Below are 25384 nucleotides of genomic sequence, written 5' to 3' on the forward strand. Positions count from 1 at the left end.
GGTCTAAAGCGTGGTGATAAGCCTAATGCATGACCAACTGAAAAAGGCGCTGAACAAGCTATTCAAGCTCCTTTTGATTCAACCTGAAACGGCACCATCACCACGCTTTAGACCACCGCCAAATTTATTAATTGGCTTCCGGCAAGCTGCACTCGGACGCTACTTTCAGGGATAGAGCTATTGATATATGCCTGATTTGTTTAGCTCATAGCCAAGACAATGCGGTCGTTGATATTTGCTTCACTATCCTGAGCTGCCTGAGTCCAGAGAACCAATACCCTTACATAACAGGTGCCCGGACAGGGCAAGGTGAGCTGCTGCGCCTCAAACTCTTCCGGCGGTGTGACTGGGGCGTTAGGGGTAGTATTAGAGCTTACGCCACAGTCCTTTTCACTAAAACTTTCCATTTTCATTTCGGCCAAGGCTTGAACGCCGTTGCCTAATTCAAAAAACTCAAAAAATCGGTTATCGATATTTATCGTGCCGAATTTTGATTCGTTTTGAGCCATTAGGGTAACTGACCCACTAGAGCAAGGAGCGTCTGCCTCGCTATCTATGGAGCCGTACCAGTAGTAGTTCTCGTCGTTTTTGTAATCAACCTTTTTGGCGGTGAATATGAGTTTTTTGCAGTCTACGCCCGGAATTCTAAGGTATATTTTCCCCTTTTCTTGTTTAGTAGCAAGTTTTTCAAATTGAACGAGTTTAATGTTTTTGTATAAAGTAGATTTAGCCATTTTAGCTAATTTTTCCTTTTGACTCGTGTTGAGTTGTTCCTGAGTAACAGCAGCTTCCTGAAGGAGACTTTCGGTCTGGCCGAAAGCAGTTGCGCAACTTAAAAGGGCGATACTACAGGCTGCGAACTGTTTGAGCAGTCGCTTGGTCGTTCTGTACTTTATGGCTGTATTTTTTAAAGGATTAGAACTAGATTATATGTAAGACCTTGCCACCGACGTTGCCAGGGGTGCGAGTATTAGCAATCATTCTATCCACTAAGAGCCTCCGTTTCCTGATTAGGTTGCACGGGAAACGGCAGCAGCCTTGTACAGCTTCGACACGCTGCATACTATATAAATCTAATATATATATTTCTAGTTAATACATACTAAAACAGAGACTTTTTTATGTAGGGCCTCAGTAAGCCGCCGCGACCCGGAAATAGGCTTGTCCTTTTGCATTCACCAAGCCCCGAATATTCCGGCTAACTTTGTCCCCCGTTATGCCAGACCGAAATACCTCCTCCGCGACTGCGACGGCCAAGTACATCTTTGTAACGGGCGGGGTGACCTCCTCCCTGGGCAAGGGCATCATTTCTGCCTCCCTGGCCAAGCTCCTGCAAGCCCGCGGCTTCCGGGTTACCATCCAGAAGTTCGATCCTTACATCAACATCGACCCCGGCACGCTTAACCCCTACGAGCACGGCGAATGCTTTGTGACCGACGATGGGGCCGAAACTGACCTCGACCTGGGCCACTACGAGCGGTTTCTGAACACGCCCACCTCGCAGGCCAACAACGTGACCACGGGCCGCATCTACAACCACGTAATCAGCAAGGAGCGCGAAGGCGCCTACCTGGGCAAAACCGTGCAGGTAGTGCCCCACATCACCGACGAGATTAAGCGGCGCATGCTGCTGCTGGGCCAGGGCGACGAGTTCGACGTTATCATTACCGAAATCGGCGGCTGCATCGGCGACATCGAAAGCTTGCCGTTTGTGGAAGCCGTGCGCCAGCTGCGCTGGGAATTGCCCCCCAACGATTCGCTGGTGATTCACCTCACCCTGCTCCCTTATTTGAAGGCAGCCGGCGAGCTGAAAACCAAGCCTACGCAGCACTCCGTGCGCGATTTGCGCGAGGCGGGCTTGCAGCCCGATATTCTGGTGTGCCGCTCTGAGTACCCTATTCCGCCGGATATGCGCCGCAAAATCGCACTATTCTGCAATGTTAAGATCAACTCGGTTATCGAGAGCCTCGACGCCGACAGCATCTACTCCGTGCCGCTGCTTATGCTCAAGGAGCAGCTCGACGAGCGGGTAATTAAACGCTTAAGGCTTACGGGTGGCGCCCAGCAGCCCGATCTGGAAGTATGGAAGGACTTCTTGGGCCGACTAAAAAACCCCACGGAGGAAGTGACGATAGCGCTGGTGGGCAAATACGTGGAGCTTCCTGATGCTTACAAGTCTATCAATGAGTCATTTGTACACGCGGGTGCTCACAACGAGTGCAAAGTCACGGTGCGCAGCATTCAATCGGAGCACATTACGCCCGAAAACGTCGCCCAGCTGCTGCAAGGTGTCGATGGGGTGCTGGTAGCGCCAGGCTTTGGCGAGCGGGGCTTCGAAGGCAAAGTGTGCGCCGTGCGCTACGTCCGCGAAAACAACATTCCATTCTTCGGCATTTGCCTGGGGATGCAAGTGGCGGTGGTAGAGTTTGCACGCCACGTACTGAATTTGCCCAACGCCAACTCCACCGAAATGGACCCCTTGACGCCTACCCCCGTCATTGCCATGATGGAGGAGCAGAAAAATATCACCCAAAAAGGCGGCACCATGCGCCTGGGCGCCTACGACTGCGACCTGCGCCGTGGGTCCAAAGCGGCCAAAGCCTACGGCCGCAACCACATCAGCGAGCGGCACCGCCACCGCTACGAGTTCAACAACGAGTACTTAAAGGAGTTCGAGGCGGCGGGCATGGTGGCTTCGGGCACCAACCCCGGCACGGGGCTCGTGGAAGTAGTGGAGCTGAACGGCCATCCGTGGTTTGTGGCGGGGCAGTTTCACCCCGAGCTGAAAAGCACCGTGGAGAATCCCCATCCGTTATTTGTGCGCTTCGTGCGGGCGGCTATTCAACACCACAAAAATGAAGTGTAACTAATTGATTACGAACAAGGAGAGGAATTTGACTGAGTTCGTGTTCACTACTCAGTCAAATTCCTCTTTGGCTTAAACCCGCCGGCTATTTACCTGTCAGTTCGTCCGAATTTTGGGCTTCTGCATAAAATAAGCTGCCACTAACGACCTTTGTAGCAGCGTTGCCGAATTTTTGCTCACAAGCGTCGCGCGCTGGGGGGCATTTTTCCCGGCTATTTCCTTAGTACCGAACACCTTCGCATTTATTTCCCCTTCATGGACAAGAACTCAGCAACCGGCCTGTTTTTGATTTCGGCCTTGCTCCTCATTTATCTGTTTTTCTTCGCGCCGAAGTCTGAGCCGGAAAAAGCCCCCGCTAAGCCCACTACTACTGCCGTTACCGCCCCGGCTCAGTCGGCAGACACGATGGCGGCCGCTACCCCCGCCCCCCTGGATTCGGCCGCGGCAGCTCAGGCGCTTGGCGCTTTTGCTACTGCCGCTCAGGGTACGGCCCAGGATGTGCAGCTGAGCAATGACAACCTTGTTGTTACGTTCTCGACTAAAGGCGGCCAGGTGCAGGCTGTACGCCTGAACAAGTACAAAACCTTCTTCGGTCAGCCTTTCGATTTATTAGATAAGGAAAGCGCGAAGCTCGACACCCGTTTCCGCACTACCGACGGCCGCACCGTTCGCTTCTCGGATCTGTATTTTCAGCCCAGCGCCGCCCAGCCTGTTACGGAAGCCAACCGCCAGGGCCAGCGCCTGACCTTTACGGCCGCCGTGGCTGGGGGGCAAATTGAGCAAGTATACACGCTCTTCAACGACTCTTACGAGCTCGGCTACGACCTGCGCATGACGGGTTTGGCCAACACCATCGCCCAGGAGCCCATCACCATTACCTTCCTCGACCGTGTGCGCCAGACCGAGCAAGACCGCGCTCAAAACCGCAACCACACCACCATCAACCATTACTTGGCTAATGATGACGACGGCTCTTTGGACGAAACCAGCGAAGACACCGAGGAAATTGTCATCAATGAGCCCGTGAAGTGGGCCGCCCACAAGCACGACTTTTTCGTGGCCGGCCTGATTGCGCAAAACCAGTTCAGCACGGGCAAGTTCAACTCCAACGTGCCCGCCGCTACGGACACCACCAATAACTTTATCAAAACGCTGAGCTCTACGCTCACCGTGCCGGCCGCCGATGTGCTGGGGGGCAAAGGGCAGTTCCGCTACTATTTCGGGCCAAACTCCTTTCAGACCCTGAAGGAAGTAACGCCTGGCTTTGACCGCAACGTGAACCTGGGCTGGGGCATTTTCCGCTGGATGAACCGCTTCATCGTGATTCCAGTGTTCCACTTCCTGGAGCAGTTTATTAGCAACTACGGTATCATCATCGCTCTCTTGGTACTGCTTATTAAGCTAGTAACCTGGCCTTTGACGTACAAAAGTTACGTATCGCAGGCGCGCATGAAGGTGCTGAAGCCGGAGCTGGACGAGATCAAAGAAAAGTACGGCGACGACCAGAACAAAGTGCAGAGCGAGACCATGAAGCTCTACACGTTGATGGGTGTGAGTCCGCTCGGCGGCTGCTTACCCACGCTGCTTACCCTGCCGATTTTGTTTGCCTTGTTCAACTTCTTCCCCAACTCTATTGAGCTACGGCAAGAGGCGTTTTTGTGGGCTAAAGACCTCAGCAGCTACGACGTATTCGCTAAGCTGCCCTTCGCCATTCCTTACTATGGCAGCCACATCAGCATGTTCACCCTGCTTATGACTGCCTCCACCCTGCTCATGACCTGGCAGAGCAATCAGGTGAACACGGCCATGCAGGGCCCGATGAAGTTTTACAGCTACCTGATGCCGCTGATTTTCCTGTTCGTGCTGAACAGCTTCGCCGCCGGCCTCACCTGGTATTATTTCGTTTCCAACGTCATCACCTTCGGCCAGCAAGCCCTCACCCGCCGTTTCGTGGATGAAACCAAGCTCCGCGCCCAGCTCGAAGCTAACAAAGTAAAGAACAAGGACAAGAAGCCCGGCGGCTTTCAGGCCCGCCTCGCCGAAGCCATGAAAACGGCTCAGGACCGCGAATCTGAAGCCCGCAAGCAAGGCCCCGCCAAATCGAAGAACAAGTAACGCGAAGCGGCGCTTCGCCCGTTGAACGAACCATCAAAAAAGCCCCCCAGAACGTATCTGGGGGGCTTTTTCTGCAATTTTGAACTCCGATTGGAAGAATCGTCGGTTGTAGTGCGAACGTTCAGTTAATGCTCCATCAGGCTACGAACAACGACCGCAACGCGAGGCGAGGCGCCGCTTCGCGTTACAATTTCCGCACCCGCTCCAGCACCAGCTGGTTCATCGGATTTGGTTTTAAGCCCTGCACGTTATTCTGCGTAAGCCGCACTACCTCATCATAATACATTGGAATAACCGGGCTTTCCTCCACGATAATGCGGTCCATTTGCTGGTAGAGGTTGTAGCGCTTTTCGGTATCCTGCTCCAGCTGGGCTTGTTCGTAGAGGCGGTCGTAGGCGGCGTTTTTGAAGTGCGTTTTATTGGGCCCGGCGGGCGAAAAATTCTTGCTGTAAAACAAGGCCAGATAGTTTTCCGCGTCGGGATAATCGCCCAGCCAAGACTTGGTGAAGAAGGCGGCGCGGCCGTTATCCACGTTTTCCTGGTGGGCGGCACCCTGGCTTACGTCGATGGTTACCTGCACACCAACTTCGGCCCATTTCTTTTGTAAGTACTCGGTTATCTCCTTGGTTTCGGCCACCGTTCCCAAGCGCAGGCGTAAAGGCTTACCAGTGCCGTAACCAGCAGCGGCTAGTAGCTTGCGGGCTTTTTCGGGCTGATAGGTGTAGCCAGGCACCAGGTTTTCGCTGAACGAAGGCAAGGAAGCGGGCACAAAACCTGAGTTGCCGGGCCGGCCCACATTATTCAGGAAATAAGCAATCAACTCCGGCTTGTTGAGGGCATAACTCAAGGCTTGGCGTACCCGCTTGTCGCGCAACGCAGGGTTGGCCGCGTCGCCGCGCAGGTTGGTCGGGTCCTGCTGAATGCCGAGGTATTCGGTATTCAAGTAAGGCACCTTCTCGAAGCGGAACTTGCCCTCAAAATCCTCCCGCACCGTGCCATCGGGGTGCAGAATCAGGTCGCGCGAGCCCGCCCGGATACCACTCACAAAGTCAAGCTTGCCCTGCTGAAACGTTAAAAACTCGGTTTTACGGTCCTGAATAAAGGAGATCTGCACGGCATCCAGGTAGGGCAACTGCTGGCCCTGCGCGTCCTTGCGCCAGTAGTGCGGGTTGCGGTGGTAGACTATGGCATTGCCTTCGTCCCAATCGTGAAACTGAAACGGCCCGGTGCCCACCGGATGCTCTCGGAAGTCCTTGCCATAGCGCTGCACCGCTTCACGGGGCACCACGTAGGCATACGGCATGGTCAAAATACTCAAAAAAGGAATAAACGGCTCCTGCAGATAAATGCGCACGGTGCTGTCATTCACGGCCACAAAAGCCGTATCCGACGGCTCGCCGGTCTTATTTTCCAGCACTTTGCCCCGGAAAATCCAGCCGCCAGTGCTAGCGGTTACCGGGTCAAGCAGGCGGCGGAAGCTGTACACGAAATCCTGAGCCGTGACGCGCCGGCCTTTGCCCCCCGGAAAAACTTCGCTGTCGTGGAAGTACACGTTAGGTTTAAGCGTGAAGGTGTAGCGGCGGCCGTCGGGCGAAATATCGTAGCGGCTCGCCAGGGCCGGGCCGGGCTTTAACTGGTCGTCCAGCTCTACTAAGCCATTGTACAACTGGGTCGTGGCCCAGGTATTGGCCTGGTTGCGGGCAAAGGCTGGATCGAGGGAAGTAAGCGCCTCGGGCTGATTGTAGCGAAAAACGCGACGCTCATCGGTAGGGCTGTCCGGACTGCCACAACTAACTAATGCCGTGAGCAACGGGAGGGCAAAACCAGCAAAACGACGCGAAAACGAAGACATGGGAAAGGCGAAACAGTGTATATTTGTGCTAAGTTCGGTGCAAGTGTAACGCTAAATCGGCGTCTGACCGCTCCTTTCCGCTTCGCTTTATTTATGAAACTGACCTACTACGGCCACTCTTGCTTCTTGGCTGAAATAGGAGGCACTAAGGTGCTCTTCGACCCCTTTATCCGCCCCAATGAGTTGGCTAAGGACATTGACGTAGAAAAAATCGAAGCCGATTTTATTCTGCTTAGCCACGGTCATGGCGACCATGTAGCCGATGCCGAAGAAATTGGCAAACGCACCGGAGCCGAGCTAGTGGGCATGTTTGAAGTGCTCAGCTGGTTTGAAGCGAAAGGCTTGAAAGCCAGCTATAAGATGAACCTGGGGGGCAAAATTAAGCTGCCTTTCGGTACCGTGAAGCTGGTGCCCGCGGCGCACTCCAGCTCTATGCCCGACGGCTCTTACGCTGGCTTAGCAGCAGGCTTCGTGATTGAAACCGCCGAGAAAAACTTTTACTTCGCCGGCGACACTGCCCTCACCTACGACATGAAGCTCATTAATGAGCGGCATGAGCTGGATTTTGCTATTCTGCCCATTGGTGATAACTTCACTATGGGCATTGACGATGCAATAGAGGCAGCCAACTGGGTAGGAGTTCGCCAATTTATCGGCATGCACTACGACACTTTCCCGCCTATTAAAATCGACCACGATGCGGCCCGGGAGCAGGCCACGGAGGCCGGCAAAGAATTAGTGTTGATGGCCATTGGGTCGACCATTGAGTTGTAGAATACAATCAGTGAATGGGCGAATGCTTAATTATCTACGATTACTCATTCGTCCATTCACTCATTATAACCAAGTAAGAAGTAACCCACATGGGAAAAATTATCGCGGTAGCCAATCAGAAGGGTGGCGTGGGCAAGACCACATCATCCATCAACCTTGCGGCTAGCTTGGCGGCTTTGGAATACCGTACGCTGCTCGTAGATGCCGACCCACAGGCCAACGCTACTTCCGGCGTAGGCTTCGACCCCAAGGACATTCAGAACAGCATCTATGAGTGCATGGTGGATGGCATCAACGCGCAGGATATCATTCTGCAAACCAACATCTTGCCTCACCTCGACCTGATGCCTTCCCATATCGATCTGGTGGGAGCCGAAGTAGAGATGATTAACCTTCCTAATCGGGAGGAGAAGATGAAAGAGGCCCTACGGCCGCTGGCCGATCAGTACGACTTCATTATCATCGACTGCTCGCCGAGCTTAGGTTTGATTACAGTGAACGCCCTTACGGCGGCTCACTCCGTGATTATTCCGGTGCAGTGCGAGTACTTTGCTTTGGAAGGTTTGGGCAAATTGCTGAATACCATCAAAATCATCCAGAGCCGGCTCAATCCCGAGCTCGAGATTGAAGGCATTCTGCTCACGATGTACGATGTGCGCCTGCGCCTTTCTAACCAAGTGGTAGAGGAAGTAAAGTTGCATTTCCAGCAGCTGGTATTCGACACCATTATTCCCCGCAACGTGAAGTTGAGCGAGTCGCCCAGCTTCGGTATTCCGGTCATTCTGCACGACGCGGACAGTAAAGGAGCTATCAGCTATCTGAACCTGGCCCGCGAGATTGTGGAGAAAAACTCGGTAGCTGCTGATCCCGAAGCGGCTGAGGATGAAGCGGCTTAATAGGTTGATGAGGAATCAGGAATGAAGAATGGCAGGCGGGTTTCGTCTGCCACTTTTGTTTGGTGGGAGGTCATGCTGCATCTGGCGTCCGGTCACGAAGCATCTCGCGTGCTGATGTGAGGTTAGTAATCTGACGAAACACGCGAGATGCTTCGTGACCGGACGCCAGATGCAGCATGACGTTCTTTTTAATCTCTGAATCGCTACCAGTAAAATTTCAGGTCCTTCCCCGGCGTTTGTGTATTTTTGAATCCCGCTTTGGCCCGGTACTGGGCTCAGGCTGTTAGTAAGTATGTCAGAGAAGAACGAAGAAAAGATTCCCGCATCAGTTCCGAAGCGCAAAATTGGTGGCTTAGGTCGCGGGCTCAATGCCCTTATTGAAGGCAGCTACGAGAAAAAAGGGGAACGGCTGGTGCCGCATCCGGTCAATTCGGTGGGCTTCATTTCGGTGAATCATATCGAGGCGAATCCGTATCAGCCCCGCACCCACTTCGACCAGCAGGCCCTACAGGAGTTAGCCGAGTCTATTCGGATTCAGGGCATTATTCAGCCAGTGACCGTGCGCCAGATGGGCACGAATTCCTATCAGCTGATTAGCGGGGAGCGGCGCTTGCAAGCTTCTAAGCTGGCGGGTCTGGATACGATTCCGGCGTATATCCGCAAGGCTGATGACCAGCAGATGCTGGAAATGGCCCTGATTGAGAACATTCAGCGCGAAAACCTTAACGCAATTGAAATTGCGCTTAGCTACCAGCGCTTGGTGAGTGAGTGCAGCCTAAAGCAGGAGGAGCTTGGCGACCGGGTGGGTAAGAACCGCTCGACGGTAACCAACTATCTGCGGCTGCTAAAATTGCCCCCCGACATCCAGATCGGTCTGCGCGACGCTGAGATTTCGATGGGCCATGCCCGCGCGCTCATCAATATTGAGGATGCCGAGCAGCAGCTACTGCTCTATCGCCGCATCGTGGCTGAAGATCTGTCCGTGCGTCGCGTAGAACAGATTGTGCGTGGTGGCACAACTGCTGCTCCGGCCTCTATACCGGGGCAGAAACCCTCTGAAAATGCCCCCCAGCCGGTACCGGTAGCTGAGTTGCGCCGCACTGAGCGCTACCTCTCCGACCGCTTTGGCAGTCGGGTGCAGTTGAAGCCTAGCCCTCAAGGCAATGGCGAGATCAGAATTGCGTTTGACTCGGTAGAAGACATGCAGCGCATTCTTCATATTCTTCAACCGTCTTAATAATACGTATCAACGGCAGATGACTGGGCATTGGAAAGCGGCGATTTTGTTTTGCCTAGCGACCGCACCGCTAGCTCAGTCGGCGCAAGCCCAGGTAGTTACTACCGGTCCCGATTCGGCCCGTGTCAGTACGCCAGCGGTAGCTGACACCACGCGGCGTACCGAAAGGCTATTCGGGCTTCACGTAACGCGACCAGCCAAGGCGGCTATGTTGTCGGCGCTGGTGCCAGGCGCCGGCCAGATTTATAACCGCAAGTACTGGAAGCTGCCCCTTGTGTACGGTGTATTAGGCACGGCTCTTACGGTGGAGTTTTTCTACCAAAGTCGCTTTAAAGAGTTTCGGGAAGCAAAAGCGGCCCGCAACGATAACGACCCCTTGACCATCGATACCGGCCCGCTTTCCAGCACGATTGCGGACAATGCTACGATAGAACGCGGGTTGATTATCTACCGCCGCAACCGCGACAAGTGGATTGCCTTCTCTGCCGTGGCTTACGCCATAGGTGTAGTCGATGCCCTGGTGGATGCTCACTTACGCGACTTCGATGTCAGCGACGATCTGAGTCTGCGCGTGGAGCCCACCATGCTCTATATGCCCACGGCGCAGCCCACGGCCGGCATCAACCTTAGTTTAAACTTGAAGTCTACTTCCCGCCCAACGAAATGAAACTGCTGCTGATTGGCTATGGCAAGATGGGCCAGGCCATTGAGGCCCAGGCTATTGCCCGAGGCCACCAGATTGCTGGCATCGTGGACCCTTCGCGGCCCGGTGTACGCATCACCGACTTTGACGCTACTACCGTTGACGCGGCCATTGAATTTACGCACCCAGATGCTGCCTTCGCCAACGTGAGCGCGGCCCTACGCCAGGGGTTGCCAGTAGTGTGTGGCTCTACGGGTTGGCTGCATCATTTCCAGGAAGCCCGCGACCTGTGTAAGGAAATGGGTGGGGGGCTTTTTTATGCTTCTAACTACAGTGTGGGCGTAAACTTGTTCTTTCATTTCAACGAGTACATCGCCGCCAAAATGCACCACTTCGGCGGTTACGATGTGCAGGTTCGCGAAATTCACCATACCCAGAAAGTCGATCAGCCCAGCGGCACGGCTCTTACCGCCGCCGAATCTATTATTCGCCACTTTCCTACCAAGACAATCTGGCGCAACGAGCCCGCTACTGCTCCGCAAGAGTTGGCGGTACTCTCGGAGCGGACAGGCCAGGTAGTTGGTACGCACATTGTTACCTACTCATCGGCGGCTGACACCATTGAACTGAAGCACAAAGCGCACACTCGTGATGGGTTTGTTCAGGGAGCGTTGCTAGCCGCCGAATGGCTGCCGGGGCGCAAAGGCGTGTTTGGCATGAAGGAGCTGCTCGGGTTGTAGGAACGTACCGGGCTACGTTGGGCGTTCCTAGCAAATTGTCCTGCGTCCGACCTCTACAAAGCACATTCCTGCATTAATTCGGATATTTAACCCTTCAATAGTATCCTTGCTTTGCCTGGGCAGCCCGCTGTCCGTTTTTATATTGCTATATGGCCGTAAAATTCTGGGAGAAAACCTCCACTACCGAAGCAGCACCAAAAAAGCCGAAAAGCTTTTTGCGGGAGTGGGGCGACGCCATTCTCTTTGCCGTAGTCGTGGCCTCGCTTATTCGCTGGGCAACTTTTGAGGCGTACACCATCCCGACGCCCTCCATGGAAAGCTCCCTGCTGGTCGGCGACTATCTGTTTGTGAGCAAGCTGCACTACGGCCCGCGCACGCCTCAAACGCCTTTGCAGGTGCCGCTTACGCACCAGACCATCTGGGGTACCAATATTAAGAGCTACTCCGATGCTATTCAGCTTCCCTCCTACCGCTTGCCTGGTTTTTCGGAAGTAACGCGAGGCGATGTTGTCGTATTTAATATTCCCTTTGAAAGCGAGCACCCCGCCGACCTGCGCACCAACTATATCAAGCGTTGCGTAGCTGTGGCCGGCGATGTACTTGAAATCAAGAAAACGCAAGTGTATATCAACGGGCAGCCAGTGGAGAACCCACCGCAAATGCAGTCCAGCTACTACTTGCAGGTAACTGACCCCGTGCGCGATAAGGTGTTTCAGGACTTGGGCGTAACGGATTCTAACTCGCCCAACGGTGTACCCCAAGCGCAGACGACTGCCATGGGACCTGCTTATGTGGTAAATACTACCTCTACTATTGCGGCTTATTTCAAGCAGCAGCCCTTCATCAAGGGCGTAGTAGAAGAGGTAGCGCAGCCGGGCCAGGCTGAATCGGAGGTTTTCCCGAATAACCCTGATTACCCACACAGTACGCCCACGGCCGTTTTCCCCTGGAACCGGGACAACTATGGTCCGCTACAAATCCCGAAAGAAGGCCAGACCGTGGAGCTCACTCCCCAGAACACGCCTATCTATCAGAAGATCATCATGCGCTACGAGCACAACGAAGGCGTGACGCTTACCAATGGTGTGTTGCAGCAGAATGGCAAGCCGCTTACCAGCTACACCTTCAAACAGAACTACTACTTTATGATGGGCGACAACCGCCACAATTCGCTCGACTCACGCTATTGGGGTTTTGTACCCGAAGACCATATTGTGGGCAAGGCCGTTCTGATCTGGCTTTCCGTAGATCCTTACGCTGATTTCTTCAACAAAATCCGCTGGGGCCGCCTGTTCGACATTATCCATTAATCTGAATCGCGGATTTTGCAGATTAGTCGGATTCCACGGATTTTGGTCACGATTAATAGCTCATGAAAAAGCCCCCCAGAACGGTTCTGGGGGGCTTTTTTACTCAGCAGAAATGGCGTATTTAGTAAAAAGTAATCGTGACCAAAATCCGTGGAATCCGACTAATCTGCAAAATCCGCGATTCAGAAATCACCACTTAATTGGCTCTAAGCTGTGCTGACGCAGGTATTCGTTGGTTTTGCTGAAGGGGCGGGAGCCGAAGAAGCCACGGTCGGCGGCGTAGGGCGAGGGATGCGCGGCTTTCAGCACCAGGTGTTTCTTCTCGTTAATGAGCTCCACTTTCTTTTGCGCATAAGCTCCCCACAGAATAAACACCACGTGCTCTTTCTGCTCCGAAACGCGTTGAATAACCGTATCCGTGAATTGCTCCCAGCCCTTCTTCTGATGTGAGGCTGGCTCGGCAGCCCGAACGGTAAGCGTGGCATTGAGCAAAAGCACACCTTGTTCGGCCCAGCGGTCGAGGTTACCATTAGGAGCAGGAGGCGTTTCGGGCAGGTCGGCTTGTAGCTCTTTAAAAACGTTTTGCAAGGAAGGCGGGGTGCGTACGCCTTCGGCCACCGAAAACGCCAAACCATGCGCCTGACCTTTTCCATGATACGGGTCCTGGCCTAGAATCACGACCTTGGTTTGCTCGAACGGGCAGGCCTCGAAGGCATGAAAAATTTGCCCCCCAGGAGGATACACCGTAGTCGTGGCGTACTCCCCACGGACAAAGGCAGTAAGATGTTGAAAATAGGGCTTTTCAAATTCGTCTTGTAGTACTTTGCGCCAGCTTTCTTCTATCTTTATGGACATAGGGAAAAGTTTTTACGGGTTCGGCAAGCCTTTCTGCAGGTGGCTTGCGTAGATAAACCAAATTCCAAGAACGGCTGTTAGTTATCTACCGAACCGCACAGACGCCATGAATACTACCACTACGCAGGGAGTGACCGTTAGTGTTACGACCAATTATTTACCCGATTATTCCAGCCCCGGCCAGGAACATTACGTGTTTGCTTACAAAATCGATATTCGCAACAACAGCGAGTATACCGTCAAGCTGCTGCGCCGTCATTGGTACATTTATGATGCGAACGGCGTAGTACGAGAAGTGGAGGGCGAAGGTGTGGTAGGCCAGCAACCCGTATTGGAGCCCAGCGAGGCGCACCAGTACGTATCGGGGTGTAATCTTAAGACCGGTCTGGGCAAGATGCGTGGCACCTACCAGATGGAGCGCCTCGCCGACGGCCGTGAATTCACAGTTGAAATTCCGGAATTCACGCTGGTTGTGCCATATCGCTTAAATTAGCGGCGAGTTGTGAGTTTGACCCTCTAACTCGCCTCTTTTAATCCGCAACGCTAAGTATTTGCTTTACCAAGCATTCAGTTACATCCGATTTTTGCTCCGCGCGGGGAATGCACATGGGCTGCATTCCCCGTTCGTTTTTGCGCTCTACAACGATGTGGTGCGCCACACAGGCTTTTTTGCCCCCTACGAAGCCATAGAGCATCGCCGCACCGAACTGCAAGCCAGTGACCAAAGCGTAACGGTTACTGACTTGGGAGCTGGCACACGCACGGGTGCCGGCCGGCAGCGCCGTGTGCGCGACATTGCCCGCACAGCCGCTAAATCGCGGCAGCTTGGGCAGCTTCTGTTTCGGTTAGTGAATCATTTTCAGCCGCGCACGGTGCTGGAACTAGGCACATCGTTGGGCCTGACTACTGCCTATTTGGCTACTCCAAACAGCCACAGCCGGGTACTTACGTTTGAAGGCTGCCCGGCTACCGCTGCCGTGGCCCGTGAGACATTCAGTAGCCTGGGTTTGCGCAATCTAGAGCTTATCGAAGGAAACCTTGATGATACGCTCGCCCCTGCCCTAGCCGCGCTGGCTACCCCCGTAGACTTCGTGTTTTTCGACGGCAACCATCGCTATGAGCCCACGGTGCGCTACTTCGAGCAGTGCCTCAGCCGCCGCACCGATCAAAGCGTGTTCGTCTTCGATGACATTCATTGGTCAGCGGAAATGGACAGGTCTTGGCAAACCATCAAAGCGCACCCGGAAGTGATGCTTACGGTGGATCTGTTTTTTATGGGCTTGGTGTTTTTCAGGAAAAACCAGCCGAAACAGCATTTCTCGCTTCGTTTCGATAATGTGTTCGATAAGCTATTAGACCAAACCCGGCGATTGTCTGCGTAAGCTAGAGTATGCCCTTATTTACCGCACGGCATCCCGCACCCGCGTGAGTTTTACCAATAGCGCCTCCAACTGATCTAAGGGTAGCATGTTAGCCCCATCCGATTTGGCAGTAGCGGGCGTAGGATGCGTTTCGATGAACAACCCATCAGCCCCGACGGCAATAGCGGCTTTGGCGATGGTTTCAATAAGGGCGGGCTGGCCACCGGTAACACCGCTGGCTTGGTTGGGCTGTTGCAAAGAGTGCGTTACGTCCATCACTACGGGCACGTCGAAGCGCTGCATCACGGGCAGATTGCGAAAGTCAACCACCAGATCGGCGTAGCCAAAGGAGTTGCCGCGGTCGGTAAGAATTACGTGCTCGTTGCCCGACTGGCGCACTTTATCGACGGCAAACTGCATGGCCTCGCCCGACAGGAACTGGCCTTTCTTGATATTTACCACCTTACCGGTTTTGGCAGCAGCCAGCAGCAGATCGGTCTGGCGGCACAGGAAGGCGGGAATCTGGAGCACATCGACGTACTCGGCCGCCAAAGCAGCTTCATCCGACTCATGAATATCCGTGACGGTGGGCACGCCAATTTCGCGTCCTACTTTCTGCAGGATGCGCAAAGCCGTTTCGTCGCCGATGCCGGTGTAGGAATCGAGGCGGGAGCGGTTGGCCTTGCGGTATGAGCCTTTGAAGATGTAGGGAATTTGCAGCTTATCCGTGAGTTGGCGCACACGCTCGGCGATGCGCAAGGCCATGTCTTCGCCCTCAATTACGCAGGGCCCAGCCATCAGGAAAAACTGACCAGAGTTGGTGTTACGAAAATGAGGTAGCGCGTTGGCGAGAGAGTCAAACATAAAACACAGGGTTAATACCAATCGAAGGAAAGCGAAGCTCTAACTTGGTTTTACTTCTTTTTCAGACAAATAAACAACTCTCTATCCTGCCGAGGCCGGATAGAATTGTAGGCAGTATCGAAATGGACGAACTCGAAATACGGCTCAAAGTACACTCTATACTCGGCGCGAGTACCGCCAAACGGGGGCTCCGGTGAAGAGCCAAAATCCGCCTCAAAGAGCAAGCCTACTAATTTGCCCCCCGGCCGCAATAAATGTGCGCACTGACGGGCATACTCGGGACGAAGCGTGCGGGGCAAGGCGCAAAAGAAAGTCTGCTCAACAATTAAATCATAAGGTGGCTGAGCCGACAGCGCAAAAAAATCTTGTTGCAATAAATGCTCCCCAGGGAAGCTGGGCACACGCTGACGCAGGGATTCCAGCGGCTCCGGCGCCAAGTCGGCTACGAACACCTGGCTGAAGCCTTGGTGGTGTAAATATTCGGCCTCATACGCCCTCCCCGCACCCGGAATGAGGATACGTCGATCATCGGGTTGGCCTAACTGCTTAAAATAATCCTGTAGCGGGGGCGTTATGGCTCCCACATCCCAGCCCGTCTGGCCGGTGGCATAGCGGGTCCGCCAATAGGTCTCATCAAGCAGCAAATCCATATTCGCGTAAACGGAGTATTTAGTACCGAAACTTGCCCACATGGGTAAGTCCTTTATTTTTGTGCATAAAGGTAGCGTACCGTCCTAACTAGCCGCGTACTTCCACATCAATTAACCAATCCCCTTCCTCAATGGAACAAAACGAAAACACGGAGCCTAAAAACAAGAGCCGTCTTCTGCTGATAGTGGCTCTTTTTCTGGTTCTGGCCGGTATTAATGCCCTGCTTTTCTATATGAACAACCAGAAAGGTAAGCAGAATGAGCAGCTGACCGCCGAGGTAAAAGCGAAGGATGTACGGCTTGAGGAACAGATCAAACAGTACGAAACCCTTAAAGCCGATTTCGAGCGTCAAAGCCAGGAAGTACAGGCAATGGGCCTCGCCAATGACTCGTTAGAAGCGCGCATCGCTACTATCAACTCTGATTTGCTCAAGCTTCGCGGCTTCCGCAAGGGCAGCTTCTCGCTGGCCGAGCAGGCCCGCTTCCGCAACCGTGCCACCAATCTGGAGCAGCAGCTTCGGAAGAAGGACGATGAAATTGCCCAGCTCAAAGCTGACAACGAGGTGCTGTACACCGAAACCACCACGCTGAAAGAGCGTCAGAATAAGCTCACCGACACGATTTCGACTATCGCGCGTACCAACCAGGAGCTTTCGGAGAAGGTAGCGGTAGCTTCCCGCCTTCAGGCCGATAATATCCGGGTGAACGTGATTAACTCCCGAAATAAAGAAAAGGACGACGACGACAACGAGTTTAAGGCTAAGCGCGTGGAGAAAATTAAGGTGACTTTCAACCTTGCCCGCAACGACGTATCGCCGAAAGAAACCAAGCAGATTATGATGCGCCTCGTGGAGCCCGATGGCTCTGCCCTGTATAATCTGAGCACCGGCGGTGGCACTTTCATGATTGATGGCTCAGAAGCCTTCTACACGGCCAAGCAGGACATCGTGTATGATAACACCCGCCAGCCCGTGCAGTTCGTGTACGCGAAAGGTGCAGGCTACAAAACCGGCCTTCACACGGTTGAGCTGTATGAAGGCGGCGTGATGATCGGTAAATCAACCTTTACCCTGAAGTAGGTCACAGATCATTTTCAGTTATAAAAAAGCCCCCCAAATCTAATTTGGGGGGCTTTTTTATGTTAGAAGCCAAACACAAACCGGTTGCTATTATGCCTGTATGATCTGTGCTTCGAATTCCTCTATCTGTTTGATAGTAGCCGTTATTTTCTCTGTGAAAACACTAATAACGGAACCTGGGCGGGCAGTGTGGAGTGCATGATGAATGGCTTCTGTCTCGTCTTCGATATAAGTAATTGTCAGATCTGGCTTGTCCATACGGAGGCCGCGAGCCATTAAGGCATATATTTCCTCGCCTGTTTTACCCCGCAGGTCTTTGTCCTGGCGAAGAATTACTTCATCGAAAATGCTCCCAGCTACGCGCGCAAAGCTCATCGTATCCTCATCACGCCGGTCGCCCAGCCCGGATACGATACCAACCTTGTGCGTTGCTGGTGTATTATTCAAAAACTCAGCGTACTTGGTGATGCCAGCCGTATTATGGGCATAGTCTACAATCACCTCAAATTCCGGGAATTTAAACACGTTCATGCGGCCTGGAGTCTTGGCAGCGGAGGGCACGAAGGTGCGCAAAGCAGTCTTAATAGAATCTCGCGAAAAGCCGGCTACGTAACCTGCCAGGACTACTGCTAAGCTATTTTCGATGTTGAAAGTTGCGCGTCCGCCTAGTGTAATAGGAAATTCAACGGCCCGATCGATGCGCAGCTTGTAGCTATTTTGATAAATAGTCACATAGCCTTCCTCGTATACGGCTGCTACGCCACCAGCCTCAACGTGGTCCAGAATGCGAGGGTTCTTCTCATTCATGCTGAACAGTGCTACGCGGCAGTGTAGTCGTTCAGCCATAGCATATACCAAGTCGTCATCGGCGTTGAGAATAGCCCAACCGCTTTTGCATACCGTGCGGGGCAACACTCCTTTTACAGCAGCCATCTCCTCTACGGTGTTAATGTCGCGCATGCCAAGGTGGTCGGCCGCTACGTTGGTTACAACAGCGATATCGCAGATATCAAATCCCAGGCCTGAGCGAAGCATACCGCCTCGCGCCACTTCCAGTACCGCATAGTTCACAGTAGGGTCGCGCAGCACAAACTCTGTGCTTTGCCCCCCGTGCAGTCGCCTTGCTCTAATTGATTGCCTTGGATATAAATACCATCGGTAGTTGTGAAGCCCACTTTGTAGCCCTGTGCAGCTACCATATGGGCTATCATGCGAGTAGTGGTGGTCTTGCCATTCGTACCCGTGACGGCAATAATAGGAATACGCGAAGGGGTACCACGCGGAAACAGCATATCTACCACCGGAGCCGCTACGTTTCGGGGCAAGCCCTCGGCCGGCGAGATATGCATGCGGAATCCTGGCGCGGCATTAACCTCAATTACGGCCCCGCGAGCTTCGTTAAGCGGAATGGCAATATCAGAGGTAAGCAGATCGATGCCGCATATATCGAGGCCAATAATACCCGCCGCTCGCTCAGCCAGCAGTACATTATAAGGATGCACCAAATCGGTTACATCGGTGGCTGTACCACCCGTACTAATATTGGCCGTGCTCTTCAAAAACAATTCTTCACCCTCCGGCAACACCGATTTTAACGTCAGGTCGCGGGCTTTTAGAATGGCCATTGTATGCTTATCAGCTCTTATCTTGGTAAGTACCTTCTCGTGGCCTTCGCCGCGGCGTGGATCTTGGTTGACCCGATCAATCAGCTCCTGAATGGTGCTCTTACCATCGCCTAGCACGGCGGCGGGCTTGCGTTTAGCTGCTGCTACAAGCTGGCCATTTACAACCAGCAGCCGATGGTCGAAGCCCTCTATGAATTGCTCTATGATAACAGCACGCGAATATTCCTGGGCTTCTTTAAAGCCAGTTTGAGCTGTCTTCCAATCTGTGATGTTAATACTGGCGCCTTTGCCGTGATTTCCGTCCAGGGGCTTCGTCACGATAGGAAACCCTAACTCTTCGATGGCAGTGCGCAAGCCCTCGATAGAGTAAGCAGTTGTACCGCGGGGTACCGGAATACCGGCATCGGCAAGCATTGCCTTTGTGCGGTTTTTATTGCCCGCAATGTCTACCGCGAAAAACGTCGTGTTGGTAGAAGTGGTAGCCTGAATCCGCTTCTGATTTACACCGTAGCCCAGTTGAATAACTGACGTGTTCTTGAGGCGGATATAGGGAATATTACGCGAAACGGCCTCCGCAACTATACTATAAGTGCTAGGCCCAAAAAACTCCTCCTCACGAATATTATGCAGCTCTGTGATGATAGGTTTGATATCTACTTTCTGCTTATGGCACAAGGCATCCACTATTTCCACAGCGGCTCGAGCGGCTACGCGGCCAGCTCGCTCTTCCTGGTAAGTGAATACCACATACTCAACGCCTTCCTCCTGCGTGGCCGGATACGATTTGCCCCAATATACCGGCATGCCTGCCAGGCGTTGCAGTTCTAAGGCAACATGCTGAATCACATGGCCCAACGGTTCACCATCAGCAAGCTGCTCTTGGGTTAGAGGAGGGTGCTTTATTGCCTGTTTTGATGAGTCGGGGGTAGCGCAGGGCTGGCCCACACCGGGTAGCAATTTCGTGAGCCGGCCTGCCAGACCTGGTATGGCATTAGACCATTGGTCCACCAAATCTTCCATGTCTACTTTCATCACAATAAGCTTTAGGTGCTTGACAGACCAATAGCTTGGGCCGCGCATGGTGCGGAGGTCGGTAATTTTCATAAGAAGAGGAAAGGAGAAGTCGTAAGCAAGCTGTTGTACGCACAAACGAAATGTAGGGATAATACGCCCCTAAAGCCACTGATAAGCTTATATAAACACCTTTCAGACGAGATTAAAGTCAACCCGTTGACTTTAAGCCTACCACTACACCCCGCTCAGATAGTCTATTGAAAATAGTTTGTGACTTCTACCCACAGCCTGCGACTGCCAGAGGCTATAAAGCAAAAACCCCGGTTGGGGCTAATCAACCGGGGCACTAAGCAAAAGAAAACAGGAACAGGAAAAGAGGTGACGGGCGGATTCGAACCGCCGTAGGAGGTTTTGCAGACCTCTACCTAGCCACTCGGTCACGTCACCGGGTTAGGAGGGTGCAAACTTACGCCATTATCTGACCTTCGCCAAACCTGGGGGGCTTTTTTCGGCTCCGCTTAGCTTAAGCTCTTGGTTGCGTGCGAGGTAGATTCCTAGCATTGTTACGGTTAAGTTACCAACACCCTATAAAAAAAGGCCCTGACAAGCGTCAGGACCTTTTCTTAGACAGAAGCCAGGAAAACCTAAGCTTTCTCTTCGTCCTTCTTGTCGGCATCTTCGTTGCCGGGCAGCAGGTCTTTTGCTTTTTCAACTACATCGCCAGCTACTTCTTTTGCTTTTGTGAAAGCAGCCGAATCAGCTACAGTGTCCAGGACATCACCAGCCACCTCTTTTGCTTTCTCGAAAGCAGCCGAATCAGCCACGGTGTCAACTACGTCACCAGCTACTTCTTTCGCTTTCTCAAAAGCAGCAGCGGCAGCACCGGTTACAGCAGCAAGGATACCACCTCCAGCGGCGGGGGTTTCTTCAGCGACATCAGCCTCGGGAGCTTCGTCAGCCTTGGTTTTTTGAGCCTTTGGAGCTTGGGCTTCCAATTTTTGCACACCAGCGTCACGCTCGTTGCCCATCATTTTGTCGCGCAGAGCGGACAGAGCATCCAGGTCACCGAGGGTCGACTTGTCAGCCGTAGCAGGCTTCTTGAGGTCGCTCAGTTTGCCTTCGCCTTGAGCTGCGGCACCAGCAGCTTGACCAGCGGCTGGCTTCTTCTTGGCGAACTTAGAGTTGCGGGTATCTTCTTCCTGCTGCGCCTGATTAAAGACGGCAGTATGCGACAGCACGATACGACGATCATCCTTCGAGAACTCCACTACGCGGAAGTCGAGTGCTTCGCCGTTCTCGGCGTTCGAACCATCCTCCTTCACCAACGACTTGGGGTAAGCGAAACCTTCGATGCCGTAAGGCAACTCGAGTACCGCGCCACGGTCGTTTTTCTCCGTAATAGTGGCTTTGTGCACCGAGCCGGGGGTAAATACCGTCTGGAACGTATCCCAGGGGTTCTCCTCCAACTGCTTGTGACCAAGGGCCAAACGACGGTTAGCAACATCCAACTCCAATACGAGCACGTCCAGACGGTCGCCTACCTTCACCACTTCGGATGGGTGCTTGATTTTCTTAGTCCACGACAGGTCAGACACGTGCACCAAGCCATCTACACCTTCTTCCAGCTCTACGAACAGGCCGAAGTTGGTCAGGTTGCGCACGAGGCCGTTGTGCTTAGTACCTACGGCGTACTTGGTGCCGAAGTCGCCACGCGTCCATGGGTCTTCGCTCAATTGCTTGATGCCCAGGCTCATCTTGCGGTCTTCGCGGTCCAGCGTCAAAATCTGCGCTTCTACTACGTCGCCCTGCTTGATGAAGTCCTGCGGGTTGCGCAGGTGCTGGCTCCAGCTCATCTCCGAAACGTGGATCAGGCCTTCTACGCCGGGCACGATTTCCATGAATGCGCCATAGTCGGCTACGTTCACGATACGGCCTTTCACTTTCGAGCCTACGCCCATATCGGCGGGCAATGAATCCCATGGGTGAGGAGTCAGCTGCTTCAGGCCCAACGAGATACGCTTCTTGGCTTCGTCGAAGTCAAGAACAACCACGTTGAGTTTCTGGTCAAGTTGCAACACTTCGCTCGGATGAGCGATGCGGCCCCACGAGATATCGGTGATGTGCAACAGACCATCGACACCGCCGAGGTCGATGAACACACCGAAGTTGGTCATGTTCTTAATTACGCCTTCCAGAATCTGACCTTTTTCGAGGTTGTTCAGGATGGCTTCACGCTGCTTCTCCAGGTCCTTCTCAATCAGGACTTTGTGCGAAACAACCACGTTGTCGAAAGCGGCGTTAATTTTTACCACTTTCACTTCCATGCGGCGACCAACATAAATGTCGAAGTCGCGGATGGGCTTCACGTCAATCTGCGAGCCGGGCAGGAAGGCTTCTACGCCGTCCAGTTCCATGATCAGACCACCTTTGGTCCGACGCTTTACTACGCCTTCCAGAATGTTATCGAACTCCAGTGCGTCGTAAATCGACTTCCACGCCTGCTTGATCTTCGCCTTCTTGCGCGAAAGGATCAGCTGGCCGTTCAAATCTTCCTGGTCTTCAATGAATACCTCTACCTGGTCACCAATTTTCAGGTCAACCAGGTCGCGGAATTCAGACAGGGGCACGAGGCCGTCGGATTTGAAGCCAATGTTCAGGATCACGTCGCGGTCGGTGATGCCGACTACGGTGCCCTTCACGACTTCTTCCTCCTGAACGGTGGTCAGCGTGTCGCCGTACATTTTCTCCATCTCGGCGCGCTGCTCGGGGCTATAATTGCCACCAAAGCCGGTCGCCCCGACGTTGTCCCAGTCGAAGTTATCTGCTACTTCTGCCATAATACTTGCTTGGCCCTTATCTACACGTCCGGCTCAAGGCCACCTACCGGTACGCGTTATGAGTAACTCGCTGAAGCTGAGGCTCCAGACCCGCCACCCTGGCGGGGCGGCAAAGATACGGAGTTTGGGTATCTTTTTGCTCATGCGGTTCCTCTTCAATAAACTAAACAACACTAGCATATCCCCATCAAATATGGATTTTTCCAAACGGTGTCAGGAACTTGACACAAGAATCAGAAGCTGTCAAACGATAGAACCGTTTGGCTGCTACGTAACAGATGGCATTGTTAATTTAGATAAGTGGCGGCTTCAGAAGATACGGCCGCTATTTATCGGTAAAGAAGCGCATGGCTCCGGTTTTGGACTCGAATCATGGTCGATGGTTGATTGGATTGACGAAGATCCCACAGAAGCTTGCAATAAAGCACCAAACAGTTGGCATAAAACAGCCTATATCAGCTATTCCTTGCAGAATGATTTTATACCTGATAGTCAAATCCCTTTCATAAGCGATGATGAAAGCATAGCAAAAGCGCTACGACACATAGCGTTTATTAACGTAGGCAAGTATACCGCTGAGACTACAACGCCTTGGACTCGTCTTGCAAGTTTATACGCTCAAACTCGCCTAGCTCTGCACGATCAAATAGAGTTGTATCAACCTAATGTTATTATGGGCTGGAATACGTTGAGTTTATTTGAAAATGACTCCTTTTTTCAAACCGGTTCGCAGGGAGTGGTATGGATATTCAACATCAACAGTTTACGCAGTCGTGGTTATCAAACGGCAAACTCTTTATATCAGCCTACCATCCTGCCAGTAGGGTAGCCGGATTAACACGAACTCGGTATATAGATGACATAGTAAACATTGTCAAGGAAAATTACGACAGTATAGACGTGAGCCTTCCAACACTTTAAAACCAAACATGGCCTGCTTCAATTGAAGCAGGCCATGTTTGGTTTATATCTGATGTTAATTTCTACGCCAGGCCCATCTTTTAGTTACCTACTAATCTCACGCCGCTGACTCGCGCCGGTAGGGTGTACGCATATGCTCACGCACCCATTCGTGCATGGTTTCGGCGGTCCAGCCGTTGGCATCCCACTGCTCATCTACCAGGCGGGTGGCTTTTTCGGCATAGTACATTCCAATCAAATGCTTGATTTCGGCGGCTTCGGCTTCAGTGGTTGGGTGGCCCACTAGCATGGCCGTTTCCGTAACGGGCCATTGCTCGGCCTGTTCCGGGGAAAGCTGCCCGGCTTCCACCAGCTTGGCTGCCAATAGCTTGCGTATTTCCTCTTCGGATATTGTCAGGTGGTCAGGCAAATGCAAGGTTATCGTCTTCATAATAAAAAAGAAAAGTAGCGGCGACGTATCACACTTCACCAAATATACGTCGAATCGGTAGGACGCTACGGGAACCTTAGAAACGGAAATAATTCTTCATCCAGTCGTCCACCGGGTTTGTCAGGCTAGTGTGCCGGTTCATAGCCTATATCTGTTAAAACCATAAAAAAGCCCCCAGAAATGCTCTGGGGGGCTTTTTTATGGTTTACCTAAGTGTTATTTCCGGCCCAGCTCCCGCAGGTGCGATACGTGCGAGGCTACGGCGTAGCGCATTTTGGGATACTCGTTGTAGGTAATATCAAACTCCTCACACATCTGCTTGATAATCTTGCTGATGGCGGGATAATGCACGTGCGAAATCTTGGGAAACAAGTGGTGTTCTACTTGAAAGTTCAAACCGCCCACGAGCCAGCTGATGACTTTGTTATGAGTAGCAAAATTGGCGGTGGTTTTAATCTGGTGAATAGCCCACTCATCTTCCAGCTTGTTGGTGATTTCGTCGGGCATAGGGAAGGCGGCGTGCTCTACAGTGTGCGCCAGCTGGAACACCAGGCTCAGCGTGAAACCGGCCACGGCCGCGAATGTCACGAAACCCACCAGCCACGACACAAAGCCGACCGTGTAGATGGGCAACGCCATAAAGAGCAGCAGGTGAATCACCTTAAAGCCCCAGAAAACCGACTGGTCAGTGGCAGTCATTTTTTTGATGGGCATGCCGCCGATTTTGCCTTTGAAATATTTCTGGTAATCCATGAAGAAAATCCAGGCGATATAGAGCATGGCGTAGAGAAACCAGAAGTAGATATGCTGGAAGCGGTGGAGCTTGCGGCGGGGCTGGGTGCTGCTCATGCGCATCCAGGGCTGCACGTCGAGGTCGTCGTCCACGCCGTCCACATTGGTATACATGTGGTGAATGAGGTTGTGCTTCATATTCCACATGAAGCTATTACCACCCAGCACGTTCAGGGTAAAGGCCGCGAACTGATTGAGCCACTTGGACTTGCTGAAGCTGCCGTGGGCGCCGTCGTGCATGACGTTGAAGCCGATGGCCGCACCGATTCCACCAAGCAGAATGCACTCCAGAATGCCCAGAAAAGCGACTGGCGTGAAAAATACCAGGTGCAGGTACACCAGCACAAAAGCCGTGGTCAGGATAAGCGCCTTAACGAAAAGCCCAGAGTTGCCGGTTTGTGGTTTGCCCGCTTCCTCGAAGTAGGCGTTGATCCGAGACTTTAACTCGGTGTGGAAAGAGCGGGACGCAGCAAACTTAGGAACAGACATGAACGCTGATTGGGTGGAAATAGGGGCAAATGTA

General features: G+C 52.9%; 22 protein-coding genes and 1 tRNA gene. 12 read left to right on the forward strand and 11 right to left on the reverse strand.

Annotation, left to right across the window (positions count from 1 at the left end; genetic code table 11):
* Positions 1-200: 200 nt before the first annotated feature.
* On the reverse strand, positions 201-734 hold the full coding sequence (locus MKZ35_RS10710) for a hypothetical protein (RefSeq protein ID WP_482513285.1): 534 nt from the start codon (positions 732-734) through the stop codon (positions 201-203).
* Between the two features lie 482 nt (positions 735-1216).
* Between MKZ35_RS10710 and MKZ35_RS10715 the strand changes: the two genes are divergently transcribed.
* A complete protein-coding gene (locus tag MKZ35_RS10715; protein WP_482513286.1) occupies positions 1217-2866 on the forward strand; it encodes a CTP synthase in 1650 nt (549 codons plus the stop codon).
* Positions 2867-3121: 255 nt separating this feature from the next.
* On the forward strand, positions 3122-4981 hold the full coding sequence (yidC, locus tag MKZ35_RS10720) for a membrane protein insertase YidC (protein ID WP_482513287.1): 1860 nt from the start codon (positions 3122-3124) through the stop codon (positions 4979-4981).
* A 184-nt stretch (positions 4982-5165) separates the two neighbouring features.
* Here the strand turns inward: yidC and MKZ35_RS10725 are convergent, their stop codons facing one another.
* On the reverse strand, positions 5166-6833 hold the full coding sequence (locus tag MKZ35_RS10725) for an ABC transporter substrate-binding protein (RefSeq protein ID WP_482513288.1): 1668 nt from the start codon (positions 6831-6833) through the stop codon (positions 5166-5168).
* Between the two features lie 93 nt (positions 6834-6926).
* Here MKZ35_RS10725 and MKZ35_RS10730 point away from each other — a divergent pair, with 93 nt between their 5' ends.
* The 6 genes from MKZ35_RS10730 to lepB all read left to right on the forward strand — a co-directional run bounded on the left by MKZ35_RS10730 (position 6927) and on the right by lepB (position 12433).
* Positions 6927-7607 carry a metal-dependent hydrolase gene (locus tag MKZ35_RS10730; RefSeq protein ID WP_482513289.1) on the forward strand — a complete coding sequence of 227 codons (681 nt, stop codon included), beginning with the start codon at positions 6927-6929 and terminating at the stop codon, positions 7605-7607.
* A gap of 89 nt (positions 7608-7696) precedes the next feature.
* Positions 7697-8503, forward strand: coding sequence for a ParA family protein (locus MKZ35_RS10735; protein WP_084446571.1), 807 nt, complete (start codon positions 7697-7699; stop codon positions 8501-8503).
* Between the two features lie 292 nt (positions 8504-8795).
* Entirely contained in the window at positions 8796-9740 is a 945-nt protein-coding gene (locus MKZ35_RS10740) for a ParB/RepB/Spo0J family partition protein (RefSeq protein WP_482513290.1), read from the forward strand.
* A 46-nt stretch (positions 9741-9786) separates the two neighbouring features.
* Positions 9787-10407, forward strand: coding sequence for a DUF5683 domain-containing protein (locus MKZ35_RS10745; protein ID WP_482513291.1), 621 nt, complete (start codon positions 9787-9789; stop codon positions 10405-10407).
* Positions 10404-11123 (forward strand): 4-hydroxy-tetrahydrodipicolinate reductase, encoded by a 720-nt coding sequence (gene dapB, locus MKZ35_RS10750; protein ID WP_482513292.1) that lies wholly within the window; start codon positions 10404-10406, stop codon positions 11121-11123. Before MKZ35_RS10745 ends, dapB begins: the two co-directional genes overlap by 4 nt.
* Before the next feature lie 149 nt (positions 11124-11272).
* A complete protein-coding gene (gene lepB, locus MKZ35_RS10755; RefSeq protein ID WP_482513293.1) occupies positions 11273-12433 on the forward strand; it encodes a signal peptidase I in 1161 nt (386 codons plus the stop codon).
* Between the two features lie 189 nt (positions 12434-12622).
* Here the strand turns inward: lepB and MKZ35_RS10760 are convergent, their stop codons facing one another.
* A complete protein-coding gene (locus MKZ35_RS10760) occupies positions 12623-13288 on the reverse strand; it encodes a uracil-DNA glycosylase (RefSeq protein ID WP_482513294.1) in 666 nt (221 codons plus the stop codon).
* A 106-nt stretch (positions 13289-13394) separates the two neighbouring features.
* Between MKZ35_RS10760 and apaG the strand changes: the two genes are divergently transcribed.
* Both apaG and MKZ35_RS10770 read left to right on the forward strand, forming a co-directional pair.
* Entirely contained in the window at positions 13395-13781 is a 387-nt protein-coding gene (gene apaG / locus MKZ35_RS10765; protein ID WP_133272011.1) for a Co2+/Mg2+ efflux protein ApaG, read from the forward strand.
* 91 nt (positions 13782-13872) lie between these two features.
* Complete coding sequence (locus tag MKZ35_RS10770) at positions 13873-14670, forward strand: O-methyltransferase (RefSeq protein WP_482513295.1); 798 nt, start codon at positions 13873-13875, stop codon at positions 14668-14670.
* A gap of 18 nt (positions 14671-14688) precedes the next feature.
* On the opposite strand, the gene kdsA is transcribed toward MKZ35_RS10770, so the two are convergent.
* Together kdsA and MKZ35_RS10780 are read right to left on the reverse strand one after the other, a co-directional pair.
* Positions 14689-15513 (reverse strand): 3-deoxy-8-phosphooctulonate synthase, encoded by an 825-nt coding sequence (gene kdsA / locus MKZ35_RS10775; RefSeq protein WP_482513296.1) that lies wholly within the window; start codon positions 15511-15513, stop codon positions 14689-14691.
* Positions 15514-15563: 50 nt separating this feature from the next.
* Entirely contained in the window at positions 15564-16163 is a 600-nt protein-coding gene (locus MKZ35_RS10780; protein ID WP_482513297.1) for a methyltransferase, read from the reverse strand.
* A gap of 131 nt (positions 16164-16294) precedes the next feature.
* On the opposite strand from MKZ35_RS10780, the gene MKZ35_RS10785 reads away from it, so the two are divergent.
* Positions 16295-17242 carry a hypothetical protein gene (locus tag MKZ35_RS10785; protein ID WP_482513298.1) on the forward strand — a complete coding sequence of 316 codons (948 nt, stop codon included), beginning with the start codon at positions 16295-16297 and terminating at the stop codon, positions 17240-17242.
* Between the two features lie 90 nt (positions 17243-17332).
* On the opposite strand, the gene MKZ35_RS10790 is transcribed toward MKZ35_RS10785, so the two are convergent.
* From MKZ35_RS10790 to rpsA, 4 genes are all read right to left on the reverse strand, one after another.
* Positions 17333-18313 carry a glutamate ligase domain-containing protein gene (locus tag MKZ35_RS10790; RefSeq protein ID WP_482513299.1) on the reverse strand — a complete coding sequence of 327 codons (981 nt, stop codon included), beginning with the start codon at positions 18311-18313 and terminating at the stop codon, positions 17333-17335.
* Positions 18310-19971 carry a cyanophycin synthetase family protein gene (locus MKZ35_RS10795; protein WP_482513300.1) on the reverse strand — a complete coding sequence of 554 codons (1662 nt, stop codon included), beginning with the start codon at positions 19969-19971 and terminating at the stop codon, positions 18310-18312. Before MKZ35_RS10795 ends, MKZ35_RS10790 begins: the two co-directional genes overlap by 4 nt.
* Positions 19972-20257: 286 nt before the next feature.
* Positions 20258-20328, reverse strand: a tRNA-Cys gene (locus tag MKZ35_RS10800).
* Positions 20329-20525: 197 nt separating this feature from the next.
* The gene (gene rpsA / locus MKZ35_RS10805; RefSeq protein WP_482513301.1) at positions 20526-22718 is read right to left on the reverse strand and encodes a 30S ribosomal protein S1; all 2193 of its coding nucleotides are present in this window, start codon (positions 22716-22718) and stop codon (positions 20526-20528) included.
* Positions 22719-22911: 193 nt separating this feature from the next.
* Here rpsA and MKZ35_RS10810 point away from each other — a divergent pair, with 193 nt between their 5' ends.
* Positions 22912-23547, forward strand: a complete 636-nt coding sequence (locus MKZ35_RS10810; protein ID WP_482513302.1) for a hypothetical protein — start codon at positions 22912-22914, stop codon at positions 23545-23547.
* Positions 23548-23736: 189 nt separating this feature from the next.
* Here the strand turns inward: MKZ35_RS10810 and MKZ35_RS10815 are convergent, their stop codons facing one another.
* On the reverse strand, positions 23737-24069 hold the full coding sequence (locus MKZ35_RS10815) for a hypothetical protein (RefSeq protein ID WP_482513303.1): 333 nt from the start codon (positions 24067-24069) through the stop codon (positions 23737-23739).
* 216 nt (positions 24070-24285) lie between these two features.
* Entirely contained in the window at positions 24286-25350 is a 1065-nt protein-coding gene (locus tag MKZ35_RS10820; RefSeq protein WP_482513304.1) for a fatty acid desaturase family protein, read from the reverse strand.
* Between the last annotated feature and the right edge of the window lie 34 nt (positions 25351-25384).

The organism is Hymenobacter sp. R533113, from assembly GCF_056835965.1.